Source organism: Pantoea sp. LMR881, from assembly GCF_027157825.1.
Taxonomy (GTDB): domain Bacteria; phylum Pseudomonadota; class Gammaproteobacteria; order Enterobacterales; family Enterobacteriaceae; genus Pantoea; species Pantoea haifensis.
The window spans coordinates 2,768,671-2,792,646 of the sequence record NZ_JAPVOK010000002.1 but is presented as its reverse complement, the minus strand read 5'-3'; the positions used below and the strand labels follow the sequence as shown (position 1 = coordinate 2,792,646).

The window sequence follows — 23,976 nt, the reverse complement described above, 5'->3', positions numbered from 1 at the left end:
GCGGGCGTGAGCAGAGCCGTATCACGAGTTGTCCCGCTCCAGATAACAACAGCGGCAAGACCGCATACAGAACTGGAAGAGGTAGAGAATGCGTAAGATCAAAGGGTTACGCTGGTACATGATCGGGCTGGTGACACTCGGTACGGTACTGGGCTATCTGACACGAAATACGATCGCGGTGGCCGCACCTACACTGCAAACTGAGTTACACATCACCACGCAGCAATACTCCTACATTGTGGCAGCTTATTCAGCCTGCTATACCCTGATGCAGCCGGTCGCAGGTTACGTGCTGGATCTGCTGGGTACGAAAGTGGGCTATGCTGTGTTTGCCGTCCTGTGGGCAATTTTTTGTGCCGCTACAGCAATGGCGGGCAGTTGGGGCGGCTTTGCCCTGGCACGTGGCGCAGTTGGCGCAGCCGAAGCAGCGATGATCCCAGCGGGCCTGAAAGCCAGTAGCGAATGGTTCCCGGCAAAAGAACGTTCGGTCGCAGTGGGCTATTTCAACGTCGGGTCGTCAATTGGTGCCATGCTGGCCCCGCCGCTGGTGGTATGGGCGATCGTGGCGCATAGCTGGCAGATGGCTTTTATCATTACCGGTGTGCTCAGCATGATTTGGGCGCTGTGCTGGCTGGTGTTTTATAAACACCCTAAACAGCAAACTAAGCTGAGTGACGAAGAGCGCCATTACATTATTTCAGGCCAGGAAGCACAGCATCAAACCGGCAATAACCGTAAAATGTCGGCCATGCAGATCGTGCGTAATCGCCAGTTCTGGGGAATTGCGCTACCGCGCTTTCTGGCTGAACCGGCCTGGGGCACGTTCAATGCCTGGATCCCCCTGTTTATGTTTAAAGTTTACGGCTTCAACCTGAAAGAGATTGCGCTGTTTGCCTGGATGCCCATGCTGTTTGCCGACTTTGGCTGTATTTTAGGGGGCACCTGCCGCCGCTGTTCCAACGCTGGTTTGGCGTTAACTTAATCGTTTCGCGTAAGCTGGTGGTTACCCTGGGCGCCGTGTTGATGATTGGTCCCGGCACCATTGGTCTGTTTACCAGCCCTTATATCGCTATCGCCCTGCTTTGCGTCGGTGGCTTCGCACACCAGGCGCTCTCCGGCGCGTTGATTACGCTATCATCTGACGTTTTTGGCCGTAATGAAGTCGCGACGGCGAATGGCCTGACCGGAATGGCCGCCTGGACCGCCAGCACCCTGTTCGCGCTGGTTGTTGGTGCGCTGGCCGACACGCTGGGCTTCAGTCCGCTGTTCGCCGCGCTGGCCGTGTTTGACTTGCTGGGTGCCATCGTGATCTGGACCGTACTGAAAAACAAACCTGTCTCAGAACTGGAGCAGGAAGTTCACGCTCCTGAAGCTGCCGCGGTTCGCAGCTAATCAGTTGGGCTGGCATGCGCCAGCCCATTTTCACCCTTCTCACAAAGTGGTATAACAACTTATCTTTTGTCACTCTGGACTGCGCCATGGATACCACTGAATCCCGTCGACTTTATCAACAGCTGGCTAGTGAGCTAAAACGCCGTATTGAAGCCGGGATCTATTCTATTGGCGATAAGCTGCCTGCCGAGCGTTTAATCGCAGAAGAGAAAGGTGTCAGCCGCACCGTAGTACGAGAAGCGATCATCATGCTTGAGGTCGAAGGCTTTGTTGAGGTGCGTAAAGGATCAGGTATTCATGTTATTGCCAGCCAGCAACAAAATCGTGTTGTAACGTCGAGCCAGCTGGAATTCGCCACGTTCGGCCCGTTTGAACTGTTGCAGGCACGCCAGTTGATTGAAAGTAATGTCGCGGAATTTGCGGCCACGCAGGTGACGCGTCAGGACATTATCGACTTAATGGCGATTCAGGAAAAAGCGCGTCAGGAAGACCATTTCCGTGACTCCGAATGGGATATGCAGTTTCACGTCCGTATTGCGCAATCCACGCAAAACAGCGCGCTCGCTGCCATTGTAGAAAAAATGTGGCTGCATCGTTTGCATAATCCTTACTGGATAAAACTGCACGAACATATCGACCAGCGCAGCATTCTCAGCTGGTGTGATGATCACGATCACATCCTGAAAGCACTTATGCGCAAAGATCCTGCCGCCAGTAAGCTGGCAATGTGGCAACATCTGGAAAATACTAAGCAGATGTTATTTAACGCGACCGCCGATGATTTTGAATTTAATGTGGATCGTTACATGTTTGGTGAGAATCCGGTCATCCTGCCTGATGGTTCCAAAATCCCACGTTGATTCTGCTGAAAAACCGCTCAAATCGGTCAGTAAATCTGCAATAGTGTCAGGTCATGTAAAACTCCTTTTTACATGCCGTATCAAAAGGTAAAACTCCAGCTTGCTGGCAGTTTATCCTGTCTCAGTCGGGTAATTTTTGTTACAGTTATCGCCCTTTTCTTACCCTTTGCGACAGGGCTTTATAAAGTCGCTGATTTAACAATCAATTTCGGAAGGACCCGAAAAATTCTGCTCAGGCTGCGCTCCTAAAAATGATAACCAAACACCGGTCTGCGCTTAAGTCCTTCGGGGCATGTTTAACAATGATGTTCGGGAATGATTGATGGATATTTTGCAAGCGTTGCTGCATGCCTTGTGGCAACAGGACTATGAAACCCTTTCCGATCCAACCCTGGTCTGGGCGATTTACGGCGTGTTATTCATGATTTTATTTCTGGAAAACGGCTTACTGCCTGCCGCTTTCCTGCCGGGTGACAGCCTGCTGATTTTAGTTGGCGTGCTGATTGCCAAAGGAACCATGAGTTTCCCTCTGACTATTTTAGTTTTAACCACAGGCGCCAGCCTAGGGTGCTGGGTGAGTTATATCCAGGGGACGATGGCTCGGCAACACGCCAACGGTACAAAAATGGCTGTCTCACCTTCCAGCCCAGTATCATCAACGTGCTTACAGCCTGTTCCATCGACATGGCTTATCAGCACTGCTTATTGGCCGGTTTATTGCCTTTGTTCGTACCTTGCTACCCACCATTGCTGGCCTGTCTGGCCTGAGCAATACGCGCTTTCAGTTTTTTAACTGGGTAAGCGCCTTTTTGTGGGTGCTTATTCTCACGGTGATGGGCTTTGCATTGGGCAAGACGCCGATCTTTCGTCGTTATGAAGACGAATTGATGTTCTTTCTGATGATGTTGCCACTGGCCTTGCTGGTTATCGGACTGGTGGGTTCATTAGTCGTATTGTGGCGGAAACGTCAGGCCGGTCAAAACGGGAAAATCGACTAATGAAATGGCTACAGGCTATTCCCAAACGCTGGTTACCCTGGTTGATTGGTGGCGCTTTTGCCCTGCTCGCCCTGACGCTGACCCCCACACTGATGCGCCATGACACGGTGGTACAAATTCGCGTTTCACATGCTGGCGCGCCTATGCCCGATGGTTTTTACCTTTACCAGCAACTGACGGCACAGGGCATTCGTATCAAGAGTATTACGCCTTCCGGAGATGCGCTGGTGATCCATTTTGAAAGCGAAGAACAAAGCCTGGCGGCGCAGAAGGTGTTACGCCGCCTGCTGCCACAAGGTTTTATCGTCGCTCAGTACGACCAGGCAGAGCGCCAGTCACTGGCGTAGCCCCTCTCTCTTTCTTCTCTTGCAACAATCCAGGCGGCTGTTTTTATGACAGCCGCCTGGACTTACCTGTATCTCCCGGTGTTCTTTGAACTTTTTCCAGCGGGTGTCTATGCTTATCCGATGGCGCATGTAAAGACGGACCAGGAACACGCCTCGCACGGTTCGTCGCAATGGAAGGTGATTAGCCTGATGAAAGGTACTTTACCGCTGGCACTGGCACTCTTCTCTTTTTCAGGCTCGCTGTTAGCGGCTGAGTCACTTTGTCAGCAAAAAGAGCAGGATATCCGGCATGAAATCGATATGGCGCAGAAGAACAACAACCCGCGCCGTGTTAATGGCCTTGAGCGTGCATTAACCGAAGTTCGCGCCAGCTGCACCGATAAAAAGCTTGAAGCTGCACACCTGGAAAGAATCAATACGCAGAAACAGAAAGTTGCCGAGCGCGAAGATGAACTGAAGCAAGAGCGTCAGGACGGTAACGACAAGGAAAAGATTGCTAAACGTGAACAAAAACTGGAAGAAGCACGCCAGGAACTGAAAAAGTTACAGGCGGAGCCTTATTAATCGTATTCAATCTACTGATGTCAAAGGAGTACTTCATGTCTAAAGATACATCATCCGATCATTTGCGTGCTGAGCTGAAAAATTTGGCTGACACCCTGGAAGAGGTGTTAAGCAGCAGCAGTGAACGCTCCAAAAGCGAGCTGGATAAGTTGCGTAGCAAAGCACGCGCAGCACTGGACAGTTCACGCGAGCGTTTAGGTGACTCAGGTGAGCGCCTGGCAGCAACGACCCGTGAAGCGGCGCAGAAAGCGGAAGGCTATGTGCGCGAAAATCCCTGGCATGGTGTTGGTATCGGTGCAGCCATTGGCGTCGCGCTGGGTATCCTCATTTCGCGACGTTAATTATGGCTGAATCACAGCAGAACCACGGCCCGGGCAAAGGGGTCATCAATATCGGTCAGCGCATCATCACGACGCTGGTCGGCATGGTTGAAACGCGCGTGCGTCTGGCAGTGGCTGAACTGGAAGAAGAGAAAGCCAACCTTATTCAGTTATTGATTATGGTTGGTCTGACAATGTTGTTTACCGCTTTCGGTTTAATGAGCCTGATGGTACTGATTATCTGGGCAGTTGATGCGCAGTATCGTCTGATGGCTATCGGTATCACTACCGCAGTGCTGTTTTTGTTAGCACTGATATTTGGCCTCTGGACCTTACGCAAAACACGCCAGTCAACGCTACTGCGTCATACACGTAAAGAGCTGGAGACAGACCGCTCGATACTGGAGGATCAGCATCGATGAGCCGACGTCTGCGGGAAGAACACATCCATGAATTGCTCAATCAGGTTCAGCAACAGCGCCTGGATCTCAGCGCGGCGCGACGCGACTGGCTTTACGGTACGGCGCAGTATGATCGTGGCTGGCTGACTTTTCTCAGCATGCGTCGTTATCTGGCTATTGGCACCAGCGCATTAGCTATCTGGTCCGTACGAAGTCCGAATAAAATAATGCGCTGGGCGAAACGGGGTTTCGGCCTGTGGAGTACCTGGCGCATGTTTAAAGCTGCACTTCCTCCGCGTTAACCTCTCTTAAAGCCAGCTTTTACCGGCTGGCTTATTTCTGTCAGTTTTACTGAAAAACTTCGACAGTTTATCTCGCTTACAACCTTTCCGCAGCGCGACTATTATCTCCAGCTATCAGCCCAATGAATTGCGAGTCTGCTTTCTGCGGGAATAATCAATGCAGGTGTTAAAGCCCTGCCTTATTTATACGTTGGAGTAGATGATGAAAAAATTCGAAGATACCGGTCTGTTGCTGGCTCGCATTCTGATGCCCATCCTGTTTATTACGGCTGGCTGGGGAAAAATCACCGGCTACGCCGGGACACAACAGTATATGGAAGCGATGGGTGTGCCTGGCTTTATGCTGCCACTGGTTATTCTGCTTGAGTTCGGTGGCGGTCTGGCCATTCTGTTTGGTTTCCTGACGCGCTTTACCGCACTGTTCACTGCCGCTTTCACCATACTGACAGCGTTCCTGTTCCACAGTAACTTTGCCGAAGGCGTTAACCAGTTAATGTTTATGAAAAACCTGTCGATTGCTGGTGGCTTCGTGGTGTTGGGTCTGGTGGGTCCGGGTGCCTACAGTATTGATCGTTTGATCAGCAAAAAACCGCAGGCTGCGTTAGTGCGCTAAGCGCACAAAAGACGAAATGCCACATATACTTATTCTCTGAATTTAGATGAATACAACAGGGCGGAGATTGTTCTTCGCCCTGTCTGCATTGGGGGCAATATGGGTCAATTAATTGAAGGTGTCTGGCATGATACCTGGTACGACACCAAATCAACCGGTGGACGATTTAAACGATCAGAATCGGTATGGCGCAACTGGGTAACAGCCGATGGCAGCGCCGGTCCCAGCGGCAAAGCTGGATTTACCGCTGAGCGCGATCGTTACCATTTATACGTTTCTCTTGCCTGTCCCTGGGCGCACCGCACACTGTTAATGCGTAAGCTGAAAGGGCTGGATAGCATGATTGATGTATCGGTGGTTCACCCGCTGATGCTGGAAAATGGCTGGACTTTTGATGACAGTTTCCCGGATGCCACGGGCGACAAGTTGTATCAGAATGAATTTCTTTATCAGCTTTATTTGCATGCCGATCCCCATTACAGCGGTCGCGTCACCGTTCCGGTGCTGTGGGACAAGCAGCAAAACACCATCGTCAGCAATGAATCTGCTGATATCATTCGCATGTTTAATAGTGCATTTGATGCCGTTGGTGCGCGTGCTGGTGATTATTATCCCCCTGCGCTGCGTGAAAAAATCGATGAACTGAATGGCTGGATCTATGACACGGTGAATAACGGTGTCTATAAAGCAGGATTTTCTACCTCGCAACAAGCCTACGATGAAGCCGTTACTGCGCTGTTTCATTCACTGTCGCGCCTGGAACAGATACTGGGCCAGCATCGCTATTTAACGGGCGATCAGCTTACTGAAGCGGATCTGCGCTTATGGACCACACTGGTGCGTTTCGATCCGGTTTATGTCACGCATTTTAAGTGTGATCGCCACCGTATTAGTGATTTTCTCAACCTGAATGGCTTTTTGCGCGATATTTATCAAATGTCGGGTATCGCAGAAACGGTTAATCTGCCGCATATTCGCCATCACTATTATTGCAGCCATAAAACGATCAATCCGAACGGTGTGATTTCTGTCGGCCCGGCATTCGACTGGGATGAACCACACGGTCGTGGCTAAACAGTGGGAGCGATTCATCCTGCTCTGTTTCACAAAAGCAAAACCCCGCCGCAGCGGGGTTTTTGAGTAAGAGTCGAAGCTGACCGTTAAGCCGCATTCTTTATAAAGAGCGTCCTGGACAGTCATTCATCCTGCTCCGTTCCACAAAAGCAAAACCCCGCCGCAGCGGGGTTTTTGAGTAAGAGTCGAAGCTGACCGTTAAGCCGGGTTCTGTCTTGGACAGTCATTCATCTAGGCCAGCAATCGCTCACTGGCTCAAGCAGCCTACCCGGGTTCAGTACGGGCCGTACCTTATGAACCCCTATTTGGCCTTGCTCCGGGTGGAGTTTACCGTGCCACGAACTGTTACCAGCCGCGCGGTGCGCTCTTACCGCACCCTTTCACCCTTACCTGATCCCATTTCTGGGCCATCGGCGGTTTGCTCTCTGTTGCACTGGTCGTAGGCTTGCGCCTCCCAGGCGTTACCTGGCACCCTGCCCTATGGAGCCCGGACTTTCCTCCCCTCTGCCTGTCTCCCCACAAGTGGGGACGACGACAAAGCGGCGACTGTCTGGTCAGCTTCGGCGCGGGATCATAGGGCATTCGCCTGCATTTGTCACGCCCCTTGCTGATCAAGTGCGAAGCGATATAGCGCATTTTTTTCACGCCATGGATTTCAGCCGTTAACGCTGCCGCTTTTTTTAACGGTAACTCTTTTTGTAACAGCGCCAGAGTGCGCAGCGCATCGGCAGGTAAAGCTTCTTCATCCGCTTTATGCCCTTCAACAATGAGCACCATTTCGCCTTTACGGCGATTTTCATCCTCTTTTACCCACGCCAGCAATTCACCTACCGGTGCACCGTGGAGCGATTCCCGGTCTTGGTCAGTTCACGCGCCAACACGACGTAGCGATCGGCGCCTAATTCATTCACCATGTCTTGCAGACTATCCAACAGACGATGCGTGGATTCATAGAAAATAAGTGTGCGTGGCTCCTGAACCAGGGCGCGTAAGGCATCGCAGCGCCCTTTGGTTTTCGCTGGCAGAAACCCTTCGTAACAGAAACGATCGGACGGTAACCCCGCTGCGCTTAATGCTGTAATCGCTGCGCAAGCACCCGGTAAAGGGACGATGCGGATGCCCGCTTCACGACAGCGGCGCACCAGATGATAGCCGGGATCGTTGATTAATGGCGTACCGGCATCAGAGACCAATGCTATGCTTTGTCCTTCCTGCAGCTTCGTGAGCAGCAGTTCGGCTTTCTGCTGTTCATTGTGGTCGTGAAGTGCGAAGAGCCGCGCATTGATGGCGAAATGTTGTAGCAACAGTCCGGTATGACGTGTATCTTCCGCAGCGACCAGATCGACGCTCGAAAGCACCGTTAGCGCCCGCTGGGTGATATCACCCAAATTACCAATCGGGGTTGGAACGATGTAGAGCGTGCTGGCAGAAATCTCTGCCCGATCGAGTTGTTTCATTGTTTCATCCGAATTGCCGATTTAATATTGAGCATCTTGAAAAAAACATCACTGGATACAGTATGCTTCCTTCAAAAGTCGTTCGTCATAAAGCAGGACGCTTTGTGCCTGTTCTTCTTGCTGGGCTGATTTTAGCCGCATGTAGCGGTCAAGGGCCGCAAACCTCAACCGTCAATATTCAGGGTCCCGCTACGGGTGGTTCTGCTTACTATCTGCAACAAGTGCAGCAAAGCAGCGATGATAGCAAGACCGACTGGCAATTACTTGCAATCCGCGCCTTGTTGAAGGAAGGAAAGTATCCGCAAGCCAATCAACAGTTGAATCAGTTGCCGAGCCAGCTTTCCGATATTCAGCAACAAGAGCTGCTGTTGTTAAAGGCACAGTATCAAATCGCGCAGCAGAATGTGAACGACGCGCTGCAGTTGCTCGGCCAGGTGAAAACCGGTGAACTGTCGAAAGATGAGCTGGCTCGCTATTACGGCTTACAGATTGCCGCCGCACAAGGACGTCCCTCTTTATCTCTGCTGCGCAGTTATATCGCCCAGGAGCCGCTGCTGTCAGGTGCCGATCACCAAAACAATATTGATGCGACCTGGCAAACGCTGACGCAAATGCCTCCGCAGGAGATCAATAGTCTGGTGATCAACGCAGATGAAAATGTTTTGCAGGGCTGGCTTGATCTGTTAGCGGTCTGGCGTGCAAATGCGCAAGACGCCGAGATGTTAAAAGCGGGCATTAAAGACTGGCAAACACGCTATCCGCAAAACCCGGGTGCCAAAAATCTGCCCACGCAGCTGAGCCAGGTACAGAATTTTACCAAGGCGTCGACCAGTACCATTGCGCTGTTACTGCCACTGAACGGCCAGGCCCAGGTTTTTGCCAGTGCCATTGAAAAAGGCTTCAACGATGCAAAAAACGGCATCCTGACTGCGGCACCGCAGGCAGCACCAGCACAGCCCGCGCCAGCCGAGGCGAATGCAACCGCACAGCAACCCGCCGATCCCAATGCGGTGGTAAGCCCGGCTGCGGCTGATGCTGCGCCATCACAGCCGCCGCAGACGGCAGAAGTCCCCCCCTCCGAGCCAGTCAGTGCACCGGCCAGCAATGCACAGATAAAAGTTTACGATACCAGCAGTCAACCGATTCAACAGGTGATGCAACAGGCGCAACAGGACGGTGCTACCCTGGTCGTGGGGCCGCTGCTGAAGAATAACGTTGAAGCGGTCGCTAATAGCCAAACTACACTGAATGTCCTGGCGCTTAACGAACCGGAAAAAATCCAGAGTCATCCGAATATTTGTTATTTTGCGCTTTCTCCTGAAGACGAAGCGCGTGATGCCGCTCACCATATTTGGGAGCAAGGCAAGCGTCAGCCATTGCTGCTGGCCCCACGAAACAGCTTTGGCGATCGGGTAACCAATGCCTTTGCGCAAGAGTGGCAATCACTGGGCGGTAGCCTGGTGATGCAACAACGTTTTGGTTCAGTATCAGAACTGAAACAGGGCATCAACAGCGGCTCAGGCATCGCACTGAGCGGTACACCGGTTAATGCAACGCCTGCCGAGCCACAGGCAATTGCTATTGCCGGATTAACCATTCCTGCACCGCAGCAGCAAAGCGCGCCAGAGGCAGCAAGCACCAGCAGCGGCAATGTTGATTCGGTCTATATCGTCTCGACGCAGGATGAAATGCAACTCATCAAGCCGATGATTGCGATGCGTACCGGCAGCCGCAGTAATGTGTCGCTGTATGCCAGCTCACGCAGTTTCCAGGCTGGAGCGGGTCCCGATTTTCGTCTGGAGATGGAAGGTTTGCAGTTCAGTGATATCCCACTGCTCTCCGGCACGAACCCAGGGCTGATGCAGCAGGCCGCGAGATCGTTTAACAATGATTATTCGCTGGTTCGCCTGTATGCCATGGGCATCGATGCCTGGACACTGGCAAATCATTTTAACCAGATGCGTCAGGTGCCAGGTTTTACGCTGGACGGTAATACCGGCAAGCTCAGCGCCAACACGGATTGTGTGATCAACAGGAAGTTGACATGGAACCAGTATCGTCAGGGCGAAATCAGGGCGGTCAACTAAACCGCCGCCAGATTGGCGCCGGGCAGGAACAGCGCGCCCGCCATTATCTTGAGCGGGCCGGGCTGAAATGGGTCGCCAGTAATGTCCACAGTCGCGGTGGCGAACTGGACCTGATAATGCAGGACAAAAACTGCTGGGTATTTGTTGAGGTACGCTATCGACGTGATACACGGTTCGGTGGCGCACTCGCCAGCGTTACCCGTCAGAAACAACATAAGCTGCTGCGTGCGGCAGCGTTTTGGCTGGCGCAACGTGGCGGCAGTTTTGAAACAGTGAATTGCCGTTTCGACATCATTGCCATTACCGGCACGGCGCTCGAATGGTTGCCTAATGCCTTTAATGCAGACCTTTAGAACCAGGTGGTCGTGTGCAGGACAGAATTAAAGCGTGTTTTACTGAAAGTATTCAGACTCAGATCGCGGCAGCCGAAGCGTTGCCTGATGCGATTTCCCGTGCGGCAATGACGCTGGTGCAGTCATTGCTAAACGGTAACAAAATCCTCAGTTGTGGGAACGGTGCAGCAGCAGCCAATGCTCAGCATTTCACGTCCAGTATGATTAACCGTTTCGAAACCGAGCGTCCAAGCCTGCCCGCACTCGCCTTGAGTGCGGACAATGTCATGATGACGGCAATCGGTAATGATCGCCTGCATGACGAAGTCTATGCCAAACAGGTACGTGCATTAGGCCAGGCGGGCGATGTGCTGTTAGCCATTTCGACTCGTGGCAATACGCGAGATATCGTTAAAGCCGTCGAAGCTGCCGTGACGCGCGATATGACTATCGTTGCGCTTACCGGTTATGATGGCGGTGAACTGGCCGGATTGCTGGGACCGCATGATGTGGAAATCCGCATTCCTTCGCACCGAAGCGCACGTATTCACGAGATGCATATGTTGACGCTCAACTGTTTGTGCGACCTTATCGATAACACTTTGTTTCCGCACCAGGAATAGCTGAAGGAGCAATAATGAAAGCATTGAACGCTGTAGCCATTCTCTTAACCGCCATGATGTTGCAGGGCTGTGTTGCTGTCGTCGCGGGTAGCGCCGCCGTCGCCACAAAAACGGCCACGGATCCGCGCACAGTCGGCACTCAGGTTGACGACGGTACACTGGAATTACGCGTCAGCAATGCCCTGGCCAAAGATCAGCAGTTAAAAACGGATGCACGTATTGTTGCTACCGCTTATCAGGGAAAAGTTTTACTGACAGGCCAGGCGCCGTCCCAGGAAATGGCTAACCGCGCCAAACAGATCACTATGGGCGTAGATGGCGCAACGGAAGTCTACAACGAGATCCGTATCGGACAGAAAGTCACGCTTGGCACATCTTCGTCAGATACCCGGATCACTACAAAAATTCGCTCGCAGCTATTAGGTAGCGATCAGGTGAAATCTTCAAACGTCAAAGTCACCACCGAAAATGGCGAAGTCTTCTTGTTAGGATTGGTTACGCCGCAGGAAGCACAGGCGGCGGCAGATGTTGCCAGTCGTGTTAGCGGCGTGAAGCACGTCACCACTGCGTTTACCATTTTGAAATAAGTGAGTGATGCTGTTTTAAGGGCGGCCTGGCCGCCCTTTTTATATCGGAATATCAATAACCAGTGCTCGCGTCGGCGTTTTCGCTTGCAGCCGAACCAGCTGCTCTTCCTGCAAAAAGCCCCGTCACCACAGCCCAGCTTCTCCTGCTGATCCTGACCCGAAGACGCTTCCAGCGACCCATGAATAGATTGCAGATAGGCGCGCGGGCCGTGCAGTGGTAACTGATGCTGCTCTCCTGGCGCAAGCTCCACCTGATGGATCCACACCTGCTGACGCAGTTGCAGGCTGCCTTCAGTGCCATCTGGCGACGCCAGTAGCTGTGAAGTCTGGCCGTCAGGCAGGGTAATCTTTGCATACGCGGATTTTCACGCTCCGGGCACGCCGCCAGCCAGAGCTGCATGCGCGTTAAGGGACGCTCTTTGCTCGGATTGATTTCGCTGTAGCTGACCCCTTGCTGAGTGGAAAGCAACAACGCTTCGCCCTCATGCACAATAACGTGATTGCCTTCGCTGTCGCGGTATTCCGCTTCACCTTGCAGCACGATATTTAATACATCTACCTGGGGGTAGGTACGGGGCTGAAACGATGCGCCCGGTGCCAGTACTTCCTGGTTTAATACACGCAACGAGGCATAACCCATTAATTTGGGATCGAAATAGTGGCCAAAAGAAAAACTGTAGCGCGCCTGCAACCAGCCAAAATCGGCCTGACCACAAGCGGACGCACTGCGTGTCGTTATCATTATTTACCTCCAGCTTCCTGCGGCGAAGGGCTGCCGCAGACGTTATACACTTATGGTAAAAGGCTGGACGGCGGATTGTTAGCCAGTTAATCTGCCAGGCATATTCAAATTTACTGACAGAGAAACGGGATGGCTAAAGAGCGCGCGTTAACCCTTGAAGCTTTACGTGTAATGGACGCAATCGATCGTCGCGGAAGCTTTGCCGCCGCGGCAGATGAGCTGGGACGCGTCCCGTCAGCACTCAGTTACACCATGCAAAAGCTGGAAGAAGAGCTGGATGTTGTGCTGTTTGACCGCTCTGGCCATCGCACCAAATTTACCAATGTCGGTCGCATGTTACTGGAGCGCGGGCGGGTCTTGTTAGAAGCTGCCGACAAGCTCACCACGGATGCCGAAGCGTTAGCCCGGGGCTGGGAAACCCATCTCACTATCGTGACCGAAGCGTTGGTGCCTACTGACGCGCTGTTTCCGCTGGTTACACGGCTGGCCGATAAAGCCAACACCCAGATTTCGCTGATGACTGAAGTGCTGGCGGGTGCCTGGGAACGTCTGGAGCAAGGGCGTGCCGATATTGTCATTGCGCCGGATATGCATTTTCGCGCCTCAACTGAAATCAATACCCGCAAGCTTTACACCACGATGAGTGTCTATGTTGCCAGCGCCGACCATCCCATTCACAACGAACCTGAACCACAGTCGGAAGTGACTCGCGTTAAATATCGCGGCATTGCGGTCGCGGATACCGCGCGTGAACGGCCGGTTTTAACCGTGCAACTGCTGGATAAGCAGCAGCGTCTGACGGTGAGCAGCATGGATGACAAGCGCCGTGCGCTGCTGGCCGGTTTGGGAATAGGAACCATGCCCTATTCATTGGTAGAACAGGATATTGCAGAGGGTCGCCTGCGCGTGGTGAGTCCTGAATATACCCGCGAGATCGATATTATTATGGCCTGGCGTCGCGACAGCATGGGCGAAGCAAAAGCGTGGTGCCTGCGCGAAATTCCCCGTTTGCTGGCGAAAAAAGGGCTGATTGCCAGCTCCGTCTGAGTGATATGAATGGCGTGCGTGCTGGCCCCTCCTGACCTTTCCCCATCAAACGGGGAAAGGAACGGCCCGGTAGAATATTTTCGCCGCTATGCTCTGACGCAGGAAAACGGCGTGCTGTAAAGCCGATCTACAACCGGCTTAAACAATCCATTGCCACGCTTTTGAAACTGGCGAAATCGCGGCTGTCGCGCAACCTTGTCATGGCCCGCTCGCGCATGAACGTCACGAACAAATCATAAATAGCCATGGCTTCTTCATATTCGCTTTTGCTGATCGCCAGCAAAAAAATGACACAGGCCGTTTCATCACCCCAGCTGATTCCTTGCGGAGCCAGTACGGTATAGACCACTGTTTTTTTCGCCAGCAATCCAAGCGAGTGCGGCAAGGCGATCCCCTCGCCTAACAGGGTACTGACAATCGCTTCGCGTTCCTCTACTGACGGATAAAACTCGCCGTCGACAAATCCCTCATCCTGTAGCTGCCCGCATACCTGTCTGAAGAGTTCCGACTGTGTCATCGGGCGATCCACAATTAAAAAATGCTGCTCATCAAAAAATTTCTCCAACATATAAGGGCGCGTGCGATCGACCAGCACCAGCTTACCGATCTGCTCCAGCTGAAAGCCGGTTGGAAACGGCGACATCACAACCACCGGCTTGGTTTTTTCACTGAGACGTGTGGTTGAAATAACAAAGTCTTCATCAATACGATTCAGCGCCTCATATTCGCGTTGTGATAAGCGTTCCGTTACCTGCAACTGGGGATACCTGCGCATCAGCATCGCTTCAATCATGCGCAAGGTAGAGTTACCGCTGTCACACACCAGCAGAACCCGCGGATGGCGTTGATAACCCACATCGTAATGGCGCTCCAGCCCCACCCCGATATGCAGCACCAAAAAGCCAATTTCATTCTCACTGATAACGTAGGGCGTATATTTTCCCCAACTGCTCACCGCTGCCAGCGTGACATCGTAGGCCATTGGATAGTGCTGTTTGATATTGCTTAACAGCGGATTAGGAATATGAATCTGATAGCGTACCCGCGTAATCATGGTTTTGATATGGGTGAGCAGATCGGCCCGCAATTGCTGATCGTTTTGCAGATTAAAGTTGTAGTGGCTGTTGATATAGCTCAACAGATAATCCACCAGCGCATCGGCATCATCCGCGTTGATGGCGCTGGGTGCAATTTCCTGAATTCGCCGTGCGGCGATATTAACCCGCAGCCAGTTCTCTTCCGCTGGCGATATCGGTTTGCTGACCAGCGATCGCATCAGGTTAATCAGATCCTGTGTGGCTTCACGCACTTCATCACCGACATCCTCTGCACCGGCATCGGTCAGCGGATAGCCTTCACTGATGCGACGTACTGCCACAGCACAATAGAGGCGCAAATAGCGTTCACCCTCGTCGCTGAGACGGATATTGTGACGGGCAAAACCCTGTTGCAGCATGGGCTGCAATCTCTCCAGGATGCCGCTGTTTAGCGCCTCGATAGTCACCAGTGGGCTGTCGGGCTGTTCCTGGTCGATTTGCCATAGCAGATCGGTTAAACAGGTACGAATTGCCACTTCGCTGCCAAACAGTTTCATGCCGTAATGCGGCTTACTCTCAATTGTGAGATGGTAACGCCCCAACCATTCGCGCACTTCAGCCATGTCATTCTGTAACGTTGCGCGGCTAACGAACCACTCTTCAGCCAAATCTTCCAGCTTGAGCGAATAGGCGGCAGTAAGAAAACGCGTTAACAGATAGCGAATACGATCCGGTGACGTGCGTGGCACCCGCAGCGGTGATGGCGTTTGTTGCTGCAAGTGGTGAAAGCGTTGCGCGTCCCGGATTTTGAGCTGATAACCCGCACCGCGGCTTAAGATAAATTGCGCCCCATGCTGCTCCAGCAGCGCATTGAGCGCGGTAATGTCAGTGCGCACAGTACGGGTTGATACAGCAAAACGCCGCGCCAGCTCATCCTGCGGCAGCGTTTCGTTTTGCAATGCGTCAAACAGTTGCGCAAGGCGTTGATTGGGAAATCTCACGATAGTTTACCTGTTGCAGCCGTTGGAAAAAGCCTTCCAGAACCTTAGCCTACGAGGATGTTCACTGAACGTTTATGTTGGTTTATCCCTGCGCCGATGCCTGTGCGCAGGGAGTCAGGTTCAGCCGTCAGGCTAACAGTTTTTTGCAGATCGCCAGAAGCTGGCGCACATCTTCAACCCGCGTCTCGCCGCTGGCTTTATCTATGACTGAACTGTAGATATGAGGGATCACTTTACTGACGCCCGCCTCCAGCGCGATCCGCACGATCCCGGCAACGTTATCCAGATCGATGCCGCCAGTGGGCTCCAGCCAGAAATCGTGCTTTGCGCACGCGTCAGCCACTGCACGATATTCATTTACCGTCTGTAGTCCACCTATTGGGAAATATTTTACTGAGCTGCCGCCCATATCTTTCAACATGGCGATCGCGGTTTCGATCGGCACAATGGCGTCGCTGCTTTGAGAACTGAGAGGGCCGGTTGAAATTTTCACTTTACCTGGCGTACCGGTGGGGGAAATCAAACCATTGACCACGGTGTGTGATTGCCCCAACAGCGCACGGCTGGTGGCGACCCCCGTAAATACCTGATTAACGTGCTGCGGTTGCAGAATGGCAGAGATCTCGCTCACCATTTTTGACTGACCGGGATCGCCAGCACCCAACCCCACAGAAAGCGCATTATCAATCAGCGCCGCATACTCACGCATATCCGCGATCGCCGCCTCATTGCTGGCATAGTTTTTCGACAGTACGCCAACCAACACATGACCTTCCGCCGCCTGCCAGACAGCACGCGCATTTTCTTTAGAGCCTGCCAACACATTGAGGCACAAACGATCCTGATAAAAATTCGGGGTCAGCGTCATGCGTTTTTCGCTCCGTTTAATAGTGACTGAATTGCGGTAAAAATAGTGTGAAGCTGGTCGGCGCTCACGCTGCGCACATCCGCTTCGATAATGCCTTCATTGGCTTTATAGCCACGGAAATAGATCGCAATGGTGCCCTTTTTTAACGCCTGCACTAAATCACCGGTGCGCTGATTAACGATTAATTCATCAAAATGGATTTCGGTTCGGGCAATATCACGCCCGGCGGCATCCCATACAACCCGTGCGGTTACGCCATTCAGCGTGTTGAGGTTTTCAATAAAAGGCATCATTTTTTCGACCATCTGCGCGCCGCTGGTTTTTTCCAGCGTCAGATAATTTTCAATCGCCTGCGTCAGGCCAAGAATGCTCTCTTTGCCCACTTTCATGGCGCGCCCGATACCGTTGCTCTGACGCTTCACCCATTCCACATATTGATGCTTACCGACCACCAGGCCGCTGGTAGGCCCTTCAATCGCTTTAGCACCGCTGTAAATCACCAGGTCCGCGCCGTACCGGTAATAGCACTGCAAATCTTCTTCGGCGGCGGCATCAACAATTAAAGGTACGCCATGCTTGCGCGCTACAATGGCAGCCTGTTCTACGCTCAGATGGCTTTTTTGTACGCAGTGATGCGATTTTACATAGAGTATCGCTGCCGTTTGCGGTGTGATTGCCGCGGCTAATTGCTCTGCTGAGCACTCATTGCTGTAGCCCGCTTCGATCAGGTTGCCACCACCAAGCGTCACCATGCTGCCAACCGGCGCGCCAAAATTGACGTTGTGGCCTTTTGGCACCACGATGTCATGCGGCACGCTGAGCGGCGCAGCATGGAGATTATCCAGCAGCCAGTCGTTGTCTTTAACAATCACTGCCGCCACGCACTGGGCAATGCCCGCCGATGCGCAAGAAACCACAACGGCATTTTCAACCTGCAGCAGACCGGCTATATAAGCGCCGGTTTTATTTACCAAATCTTTCATTTCGAAGTAGTGATTTAAACCATATTTCACCGTATCGACGACGTCAGCCGACGGTGTCGATACGCCGAGAATGGTCATGCGTCCAGACGCGTTAATCACCTGTTTCAGGCCATATTTTTCATAAATCGAAGACATTGGCTTTCCCTTCTTCAGTCACAATCCACTGCCCGGCAACCACAGCAGCCAGTGGAATCAGATGTTTTTCGCCTTCAACCCGTTCGCCTTCAGCATCAACGAACGGACGAGCTTCCTCTTTGACGGTAAAAATGGTCAGGTCGGCGTCATAACCCACTTCAAGCCGGCCTTTTTGCGACAGGCGCAAACCGTCTGCCGCTTTGCGAGTCACGCAATCAATAACTTGCGGCAGCGTCATGCCAACGCTGAAAAATTTCGACATGACATGTGCCAGGTTATGTACCGGGCCGTTGAGTCGGTTGCGGCAGTAGATATCGGAGCTGATGCTGTCGGGCAAAATGCCCTGAGCGATGGCGACGCGTGCTACCTCAAAGCTGAAGCTGGCGCTGCCGTGGCCCACATCCAGCCGCACGCCGCGTGCGATGGCACTTTTTACTGCCGCTTTAAGTTCACCCTGCGGCGTTAAAATGCGGTTCGGTTTGCCGTTATAGCAATGAGTGATGATGTCGCCAGAGGTGAGCAGATCGGCGATTTCGTCCAGATTAGGCGGGTTGTTCCCGATGTGTACCATCAGCGGTAGATTGCCTGTGGCTTTCTGTATCGCTTTGGCCTTAATCAGCGGCTGAATACCGTTTTCGCCCACTACGCTGCTGCTCATCCGCGCTTTCAGGCCCACAATAAAATCGGGCAAGCGCGCGACGGCTTGCTCAACCGCTGTACCATCAATCTGCGCCATGTCTGCCAGCTCATTTTGCGTAACGATGCCGGTACGGGCGATATTGATTAGGGCATAAACCTGGGTTTGTGCTGCGCGCGTCAGTTGATAGAAATCATCAATGTGCTGCGCGCCAGTGCTGCCAGCATCGATAACCGTGGTGACACCGTGGCTTACCCCAATCGCATCGGCTTCATCATGATAAATCGGGGATTTTGGATAACAGTGGACGTGGGAATCGATCCAGCCCGCACTGAGATAATAACGGCCAGCTAAATCGCGTTCGCTTTTCGCTTCGCCCTGCACATCGCCAATGGCGGCAATTTTGCCATCCACTATGGCGATGTCGGCGATTTGCTCATCGCTTAACCGTGCATGTCGAATAATGATGTCAAACATGGTAACTCCTTGCAGGCAACCCGCTGACGAGCCGCCTGAAGCATCAAATCGCAACCGGAAAAATAGCCCCTAAAATCATTGCGCCAAGAATTGCGCCACCGGTAATCGGCTTATTCCAGAGATAGAACAGCAGCGCACCGAGCAGCGAGCCCAGCCCAATAGGGATAGAGGCTGCCATAGCGGACAGAATGATCAGTGGGCCAAGGAAGCGGCCTGACGCGTTACCTGCGCCCATCATCACGTCAGCCCCGTAGGTAGAGTCACTCTGATTAATAGTGAATTTACGTGCCAGAATAATCACGTAGCCAATCGCCACGCCAATCACCAGGCCGGTAACCAGCGAGGCGGCAAAGTTCGCAACCGGAAACACAATGCCTGCGCTCAGCAGCAATGCGGGTACGCCAAGGCCAACACCGGTCTGAATCGCACCGCCAATATCCAGGATGCCCACCAGCGAGCCTTCAATGATGCGCGCAAACAAAAAGCTGGCACCAAAGGCCGCGACCGCACCATAAACACCGGTTTCCATGCCCGAACGTAGCATTGACACGAATGCCACTTCGTTGAATGCGCCGATGCCATACAGGTAGTACATGTGCGTACCGGCGAACACGCCCGATGAAAGCAAGCCGACAAAAATCGGGAAAGACCAGTCAGCGTACCAAAAGCCTTTATTTTCGTTCATGGCGATGGCCTCTTATTTGCCACTCAGGGAGTTGTGGATCATGTCAAGCCAGCCCGGAATGCCCAGCTGGAAGGACTGCAACAGCTTCATGTCGAAGCCGCGGAAGAAGCCGCTGAGTACAAACAGCAGAACGATGGCAAACATCATCACTCTGGTCACTTTGTTCCAGCCAGACTCCTCAACGCCTTTACCGATCAAAATGCCCAGCACTAATCCCGGTACGGCATTCCCCATGATCAGCTGCGCTAAGCCGCCAAAGATGGTGGCCCAAAAACCTGATTTCTTGCCTGCATCGATCGCCGCTAACCAGAAAATCACTGGCATCACGGTGTTGACCAGCAGATTGGCAGCCGGCACCAGCACTTTTACGGCGGTAACCTGCAATGCCGCAGGAACGGCTGAAGCGGTTGAGTTAAGAAAAGCCACGACGATCATACCGATGATGCCGCAGGCGATAGCCATCTTTTGGGATCGTGCAGCGTTTCCGCTACGTTGCGATTTTTTATCATCAACGCCGCCGCCCCCAGTTGGGAATGATGCGATGATCAACATCTTGTGTGAAAGCCCCCGCCGCAACGGATGAAGCCCAGGCGTTAAAGAAAAAACCGAGACCAAAGGAGAAATGGGAAGCAGGATCGCCCTCGCACGCGTTCAGTTCGCCAAGCGTACGAAATGCCCCCATGCCCTGTGTTGTGGGAGCGTGAAACATGCGTGCCGCGCCTGCGCCAACGCCCACACCGACTAGTCCACCAATGATCAACGACTTAAACAAAATGATTAAAAACATATTTTTTTACCTTTGTTGTCGTTATTTACCCAGGCACGTTGAGTAACAGCGCGGCGGCAAAGATGTGCATCCCGAAAACGGTTTAGATAAAACGCGCAGACGGAGAGGCGTCGCCAGTGCAACTGCAACGCAAAGCGTGACGGGTAAACTCAGGGAGCCGCCGTAAACGCAACCTGTTCGGTATCGATTACGGTGACGCTGACGGTGATCTCCAGCTCAACGCTGTAGCTCCGCCATTGGCGCGCCAAAAAGAAGAATAAAAATTTCTCGCTTTTGACGCTCTCCTGCGCGCGCAGCACCCGGACATCTTCGGGTTCAATGCGCAACAGAATCTTTTGCGTCGTGCGCAGAACCTGGTTCTGCACGCGACTCAGCGCATCTGCGAACGCTTTTGCTTTGGTGTCGCCTTTGCCCTGTACCGTCACCTGAGTAACGTAGTGTTCTTTCATGGTTAGCTGCCGTATTTCTTGTTCCAGGCCTGCACTAAACGCTCGCCCAGCTCTTCTTTATCCATAAAGCCAAAACCGAGTACGGTGGCACCTTCATTAATAGCGGTCACCCCTTCATCAATCGAACGCATACCGTGTTTGGCTTTGTAGCCATATTTGTTCTGTGCCGTGATCGCACCAGCGCCGCCACTGCCGCAGAAAGAAATACCGAAGTCAGCATTTTCGCTCTTCATTACGTCACCAAGTTTCATGTCCGCTGCCACACCCGGCACAACCACGGCACGGCCACCCGCTTTCTCAATACCCGCCGCGACTTTTTGCCCTTTACCTAAACGATCGCCAATCACTACAGTTACCATGTCATTCTCCTGTTATGTCTTTGGTTTTTATGTGTTTAATGTTCATGATTGCTTCACCTTCGCCGGCAAAGTCAGTTTGACGTCGGCCAGCGCAGAAACCAGAGCGTACTGAAATACGTCAGGATTTCGGGCACTGCCCGGTGGCATACCGGCGAGTAAGCCAGGTGTTAATTCGCTCTGGCCACTTCGATATGTACTGAAAGCAGCCACGCTTCTTCGCGTGGCAAATTGCCAAACAGATCCACGATCTGCCGGGCCAACTGCATCGTTTCTGGCGAGATATCCTCAAAGAGATCGGCTTCGACTTCCGGTAGCGGTTCACCACTCAGTGAACGCGACGCCATGGCGCAAACGTGTGAGGCCAGCATTTGCTGCTGAACCGCATTAGGGTAAATGCCGTGCCGGGCGTAAATCGCCGCAATCTGCTGCATTATCCTTTCAGCTAACTGCTGTACTTTTTCCGGTGACGTCGCTTGTACCGGAACGCCGTTATTGCTCACCTTATTACTCCTGTTGGAACATCGCGTTGAAAACAAAGTACGCGGAGAGTACCAGGCTTTGGAGACGCATCTTTTCCGGATGGAAGTGGAAATCGAGGTGAGCACTGTGCGCCAGATCGCAGGATGCATGCTTAGTGAGATCGCCATCGCGTTATGCGTGGAACGGAGATGAAATTAAAAAATCATGCATGAATCATGCAAACGAATCGCAGATGCAGGCGCGTGGCAGGTAAAGAAATAAGTAAAAGTTATGACAAAAAAAAAGCAGCCTGCTGGCTGCTTTCCGAAAACGGTGATTCTACTGACCTGCGATTTTCATCTCTGGTAACAAAACCGAACCGCACTGAATATTACTGCGGGTTTCAATGTCGTCACCGATAGTGACCATGTTGCGCCACATATCCCTGAGATTACCGGCAATGGTGATTTCGCTTACCGGATACTGGATCTCGCCGTTTTCAACCCAGAAGCCCGCCGCGCCGCGAGAATAATCACCGGTGATGGCGCTTACGCCCTGGCCCATTAGCTCGGTCACCACTAAACCGGTGCCCATTTGCTTCAGTAAATCGTTGAAGCTGTGTCCTTGTCCGGCAATACGCCAGTTGTGAATGCCGCCCGCATGACCGGTGCTGGTCAGGCCAAGTTTACGCGCCGAGTAGCTGGTCATCAGCCAGGTTTGCAGCACACCCTCTTTAATGATGTCGCGTGCCTGGGTGCGCACGCCTTCGCTGTCAAACGGCGTAGAGGCCAGCCCTTTTAACAGATGCGGCTGCTCCTGAATAGTGAGCCATTCAGGCAAAATTTGCTGCCCCATTGCATCAAGCAAAAAGGTCGATTTGCGATAGACACTGCTGCCGCTGATTGCCCCAACCAGATGGCCAAACAAGCCGGTAGCCACTTCTGGCGCAAAAATTACCGGCGCTTTCATGGTCGACAGTTTACGCGGAGCCAGCCGCGATAATGTGCGACGCGCACACTCTGCGCCCACCCATTCCGGACTTTTCAGATCTTCAATCGCACGGCCGATGGTGTAAGCGTAATCACGCTCCATGTTGCCATCCTGCTCGGCAATCACGCAGCCTGAAAGCGAATGACGGCTTGAACAGTAGCTTTGTAACATGCCATGGCTGTTACCAAATACTTTAATGCCGACATGGCTGTTAAAGCTGCCGCCTTCGGTATTGGTGATACGTTTATCCGCCTGGAGTGCTGCCAGCTCAGCCTGCGCCGCCAGTTCAATCGCCCGATCGGCGTCAATTTCCCACGGATGGTAAAGATCAAGATCGGGTGCGTCATAAGCCAGCAGATCGGCATCTGCCGGGCCGGCAAACGGATCGGGGAGGTGTAACGTGCAATGTCAATCGCCGCCTGCACGGTACGCCTGATAGCATCCGGGCTGAGATCAGTAGACGAGGCGCTGCCTTTACGATTTTGATGATAAACGGTGATGCCAAGCGCGCCGTCGCTATTAAACTCGACGTTTTCCACTTCGCCATAGCGCGTGCTGACACCGATGCCGGTCGTTTTGGTTACCGCCACCTCTGCGCTGTCAGTGCTTGCTTTTGCCAGTTCGAGTGCTTGCGCAATCGCCTGTTCCAACACCTTTCGCTGTTCTGCAACTTGAGTAGATACGTTCATCGACCTGCCGTCTAATCTTATGTATGAATATTTTGAGTCTATCAGAGTCAGAGAACAATTTCGCAGTCACCCGATAAACTGGTAGGATTAGCCTCTTTTTTTGGAGCCCAGACATGACCAAACAGCCCGATGAGTGGCTCGACGATGTGCCAGATAATCACGAAGAAGAAGATGAAGAGATTATTTGGGTCAGTAAGAGCGAAATTAAACGCGATGCTGAAGAGCTAAAACGCCTGGGTGCCGAACTGGTCGATCTGGGTAAAAACGCCCTGGATAAGATCCCGCTGGATGAACGCTTGCGCACCGAGATTGAACTGGCGCAGCGTATCAAAAAAGAGGGACGTCGCCGTCAGTTGCAGTTGATTGGTAAAATCATGCGCAGCATGGATGTCGAACCGATCCGTCAGGCACTGGATAAGCTAAAGAATCGTCACAACCAGCAGGTTGCCCTGTTCCATAAGCTTGAGTCGCTGCGCGATCGCTTGATTGAGCAAGGCGATGATGCGATGGCAGAAGTGATTGCGCTTTATCCGCAGGCCGATCGCCAGCAGTTGCGTAGCATGATCCGTAATGCGCAAAAAGAGAAAGCGGGCAACAAGCCGCCGAAGTCTGCTCGTCTGATTTTCCAGTATTTGCGTGAGCTGGCTGAGGGGTAATTCCTCAGCGGCCTGATC

The 23,976-nt window shown here is 52.7% G+C and carries 22 protein-coding genes, 1 other RNA gene and 6 pseudogenes; 16 read left to right on the top strand and 13 right to left on the bottom strand.

Annotation, left to right across the window (positions count from 1 at the left end; genetic code table 11):
* The first annotated feature begins 88 nt into the window (after positions 1 to 88).
* The 10 genes and pseudogenes from O3W44_RS15040 to O3W44_RS14995 all read left to right on the top strand — a co-directional run bounded on the left by O3W44_RS15040 (position 89) and on the right by O3W44_RS14995 (position 6,871).
* Positions 89 to 1,392: pseudogene (locus O3W44_RS15040) on the top strand (MFS transporter).
* Positions 1,393 to 1,478: 86 nt separating this feature from the next.
* Positions 1,479 to 2,252 (top strand): transcriptional regulator ExuR, encoded by a 774-nt coding sequence (gene exuR / locus O3W44_RS15035; RefSeq protein WP_269293689.1) that lies wholly within the window; start codon positions 1,479 to 1,481, stop codon positions 2,250 to 2,252.
* A gap of 322 nt (positions 2,253 to 2,574) precedes the next feature.
* Positions 2,575 to 3,250 (top strand): annotated as a pseudogene (locus O3W44_RS15030) (DedA family protein).
* Positions 3,250 to 3,597 carry an EnvZ/OmpR regulon moderator MzrA gene (gene mzrA, locus O3W44_RS15025; protein ID WP_269293688.1) on the top strand — a complete coding sequence of 116 codons (348 nt, stop codon included), beginning with the start codon at positions 3,250 to 3,252 and terminating at the stop codon, positions 3,595 to 3,597. The pseudogene O3W44_RS15030 and the gene mzrA overlap by 1 nt, the downstream one beginning before the upstream one ends.
* A gap of 189 nt (positions 3,598 to 3,786) precedes the next feature.
* Positions 3,787 to 4,161, top strand: a complete 375-nt coding sequence (locus O3W44_RS15020) for a DUF1090 domain-containing protein (protein ID WP_269294450.1) — start codon at positions 3,787 to 3,789, stop codon at positions 4,159 to 4,161.
* Positions 4,162 to 4,196: 35 nt separating this feature from the next.
* Complete coding sequence (locus tag O3W44_RS15015; RefSeq protein WP_269293687.1) at positions 4,197 to 4,502, top strand: DUF883 family protein; 306 nt, start codon at positions 4,197 to 4,199, stop codon at positions 4,500 to 4,502.
* Positions 4,503 to 4,504: 2 nt separating this feature from the next.
* Positions 4,505 to 4,903, top strand: coding sequence for a phage holin family protein (locus O3W44_RS15010; RefSeq protein WP_269293686.1), 399 nt, complete (start codon positions 4,505 to 4,507; stop codon positions 4,901 to 4,903).
* Positions 4,900 to 5,184, top strand: a complete 285-nt coding sequence (locus O3W44_RS15005; protein WP_269293685.1) for a YqjK-like family protein — start codon at positions 4,900 to 4,902, stop codon at positions 5,182 to 5,184. The genes O3W44_RS15010 and O3W44_RS15005 overlap by 4 nt, the downstream gene beginning before the upstream one ends.
* A gap of 202 nt (positions 5,185 to 5,386) precedes the next feature.
* Entirely contained in the window at positions 5,387 to 5,797 is a 411-nt protein-coding gene (locus O3W44_RS15000; protein ID WP_269294449.1) for a DoxX family protein, read from the top strand.
* Between the two features lie 99 nt (positions 5,798 to 5,896).
* Positions 5,897 to 6,871 carry a glutathione S-transferase family protein gene (locus O3W44_RS14995; protein ID WP_269293684.1) on the top strand — a complete coding sequence of 325 codons (975 nt, stop codon included), beginning with the start codon at positions 5,897 to 5,899 and terminating at the stop codon, positions 6,869 to 6,871.
* A gap of 183 nt (positions 6,872 to 7,054) precedes the next feature.
* On the opposite strand, the gene rnpB is transcribed toward O3W44_RS14995, so the two are convergent.
* Both rnpB and rsmI read right to left on the bottom strand, forming a co-directional pair.
* Positions 7,055 to 7,433: RNase P RNA component class A (gene rnpB / locus O3W44_RS14990), an RNA gene on the bottom strand.
* A 33-nt stretch (positions 7,434 to 7,466) separates the two neighbouring features.
* Positions 7,467 to 8,328, bottom strand: a pseudogene (gene rsmI, locus O3W44_RS14985) (16S rRNA (cytidine(1402)-2'-O)-methyltransferase).
* A 62-nt stretch (positions 8,329 to 8,390) separates the two neighbouring features.
* On the opposite strand from rsmI, the gene O3W44_RS14980 reads away from it, so the two are divergent.
* Genes O3W44_RS14980 through dolP form a run of 4 tightly spaced genes read left to right on the top strand, consistent with a single transcriptional unit; the run spans position 8,391 to position 11,957 of the window.
* Positions 8,391 to 10,415 (top strand): penicillin-binding protein activator, encoded by a 2,025-nt coding sequence (locus O3W44_RS14980; RefSeq protein WP_269293683.1) that lies wholly within the window; start codon positions 8,391 to 8,393, stop codon positions 10,413 to 10,415.
* Entirely contained in the window at positions 10,373 to 10,768 is a 396-nt protein-coding gene (locus O3W44_RS14975; protein WP_269293682.1) for a YraN family protein, read from the top strand. Before O3W44_RS14980 ends, O3W44_RS14975 begins: the two co-directional genes overlap by 43 nt.
* 14 nt (positions 10,769 to 10,782) lie before the next feature.
* The gene (gene diaA, locus O3W44_RS14970; RefSeq protein ID WP_269293681.1) at positions 10,783 to 11,370 is read left to right on the top strand and encodes a DnaA initiator-associating protein DiaA; all 588 of its coding nucleotides are present in this window, start codon (positions 10,783 to 10,785) and stop codon (positions 11,368 to 11,370) included.
* A gap of 14 nt (positions 11,371 to 11,384) precedes the next feature.
* The gene (dolP, locus tag O3W44_RS14965; protein WP_269293679.1) at positions 11,385 to 11,957 is read left to right on the top strand and encodes a division/outer membrane stress-associated lipid-binding lipoprotein; all 573 of its coding nucleotides are present in this window, start codon (positions 11,385 to 11,387) and stop codon (positions 11,955 to 11,957) included.
* A 39-nt stretch (positions 11,958 to 11,996) separates the two neighbouring features.
* On the opposite strand, the pseudogene O3W44_RS14960 reads toward dolP, so the two are convergent.
* Positions 11,997 to 12,699 (bottom strand): annotated as a pseudogene (locus O3W44_RS14960) (pirin family protein).
* Positions 12,700 to 12,828: 129 nt separating this feature from the next.
* Between O3W44_RS14960 and O3W44_RS14955 the strand changes: the two are divergent.
* On the top strand, positions 12,829 to 13,746 hold the full coding sequence (locus O3W44_RS14955; RefSeq protein WP_269293678.1) for a LysR family transcriptional regulator: 918 nt from the start codon (positions 12,829 to 12,831) through the stop codon (positions 13,744 to 13,746).
* Positions 13,747 to 13,873: 127 nt separating this feature from the next.
* On the opposite strand, the gene O3W44_RS14950 is transcribed toward O3W44_RS14955, so the two are convergent.
* From O3W44_RS14950 to pmbA, 10 genes and pseudogenes are all read right to left on the bottom strand, one after another.
* Positions 13,874 to 15,784: a BglG family transcription antiterminator gene (locus O3W44_RS14950; protein WP_269293677.1), complete on the bottom strand. Its 1,911-nt coding sequence runs from the start codon at positions 15,782 to 15,784 to the stop codon at positions 13,874 to 13,876.
* A gap of 127 nt (positions 15,785 to 15,911) precedes the next feature.
* Entirely contained in the window at positions 15,912 to 16,652 is a 741-nt protein-coding gene (dagF, locus tag O3W44_RS14945; protein ID WP_269293676.1) for a 2-dehydro-3-deoxy-phosphogluconate aldolase, read from the bottom strand.
* On the bottom strand, positions 16,649 to 17,770 hold the full coding sequence (locus O3W44_RS14940) for a DgaE family pyridoxal phosphate-dependent ammonia lyase (RefSeq protein WP_269293675.1): 1,122 nt from the start codon (positions 17,768 to 17,770) through the stop codon (positions 16,649 to 16,651). The genes dagF and O3W44_RS14940 overlap by 4 nt, the downstream gene beginning before the upstream one ends.
* Positions 17,754 to 18,884, bottom strand: a complete 1,131-nt coding sequence (locus O3W44_RS14935; RefSeq protein ID WP_269293674.1) for an amidohydrolase/deacetylase family metallohydrolase — start codon at positions 18,882 to 18,884, stop codon at positions 17,754 to 17,756. Before O3W44_RS14935 ends, O3W44_RS14940 begins: the two co-directional genes overlap by 17 nt.
* A gap of 43 nt (positions 18,885 to 18,927) precedes the next feature.
* Positions 18,928 to 19,569, bottom strand: a complete 642-nt coding sequence (locus tag O3W44_RS14930; protein ID WP_269293673.1) for a DUF4310 family protein — start codon at positions 19,567 to 19,569, stop codon at positions 18,928 to 18,930.
* A gap of 12 nt (positions 19,570 to 19,581) precedes the next feature.
* Positions 19,582 to 20,356: pseudogene (locus O3W44_RS14925) on the bottom strand (DUF4311 domain-containing protein).
* 149 nt (positions 20,357 to 20,505) lie between these two features.
* Positions 20,506 to 20,805, bottom strand: a complete 300-nt coding sequence (locus tag O3W44_RS14920; RefSeq protein WP_269293672.1) for a DUF4312 family protein — start codon at positions 20,803 to 20,805, stop codon at positions 20,506 to 20,508.
* 2 nt (positions 20,806 to 20,807) lie between these two features.
* A complete protein-coding gene (locus O3W44_RS14915; protein WP_269293671.1) occupies positions 20,808 to 21,164 on the bottom strand; it encodes an SFCGS family glycine-rich protein in 357 nt (118 codons plus the stop codon).
* A gap of 167 nt (positions 21,165 to 21,331) precedes the next feature.
* Positions 21,332 to 21,664, bottom strand: coding sequence for a glycine dehydrogenase (locus tag O3W44_RS14910; protein ID WP_269293670.1), 333 nt, complete (start codon positions 21,662 to 21,664; stop codon positions 21,332 to 21,334).
* A gap of 298 nt (positions 21,665 to 21,962) precedes the next feature.
* Positions 21,963 to 23,302 (bottom strand): annotated as a pseudogene (pmbA, locus tag O3W44_RS14905) (metalloprotease PmbA).
* Positions 23,303 to 23,415: 113 nt separating this feature from the next.
* On the opposite strand from pmbA, the gene yjgA reads away from it, so the two are divergent.
* Positions 23,416 to 23,958, top strand: coding sequence for a ribosome biogenesis factor YjgA (gene yjgA / locus O3W44_RS14900; RefSeq protein ID WP_269293669.1), 543 nt, complete (start codon positions 23,416 to 23,418; stop codon positions 23,956 to 23,958).
* The last annotated feature ends 18 nt before the right edge of the window (positions 23,959 to 23,976 follow it).